The 469-nt window shown below is 48.4% G+C and carries 1 pseudogene; it reads left to right on the top strand.

Going from position 1 to position 469, the window contains the following annotated elements:
- Positions 1-439, top strand: a pseudogene (locus tag ACWPAB_RS15450) (dihydrolipoyl dehydrogenase family protein); the annotation flags it as partial.
- Between the last annotated feature and the right edge of the window lie 30 nt (positions 440-469).

Below are 469 nucleotides of genomic sequence, written 5' to 3'. Positions count from 1 at the left end.
CGATGTCAATTTGAAGCCACAGCCTAAATTAACACCGGTAGCCGGCTTCGAAGGCCGTTATGTTGCCAACCAAATTTTAGGCGACCAAGCACCCATTAGCTATTCGGCCATTCCGACTATCGTCTTTGGCCCAACGGAGTTAGCCAAAGTCGGGGTTTCATTAGAGGCCGCTGAAGCAGCGCCTGATCAGTACACCGTCAAACACAACGAGACAACCCACTGGTACACCTATAATCGAATTCAGGATCCTGACGCACAAGTTTGGACCATTGTCGACAAAAAGACCGGCCGACTTGCCGGTGCTGTCGTCTTAGCCAGCTTGGCTGAGGACTTGATCAATACCTTCGCAGCGGCCATTGATGCTGGTGAAAAGCCGAGTGATTTAAACAAGATCTATGCTTATCCAAGTGCGCAGAGTGATTTGCAGTATCTCTTTTGATATGGGATGATATGACCTTAATTGGTATGT

Source organism: Lacticaseibacillus sp. 30 (assembly GCF_053819265.1).
The sequence above is the reverse complement of the archived record's forward strand: the minus strand, read 5'-3'. Positions and strand labels throughout refer to the sequence as shown.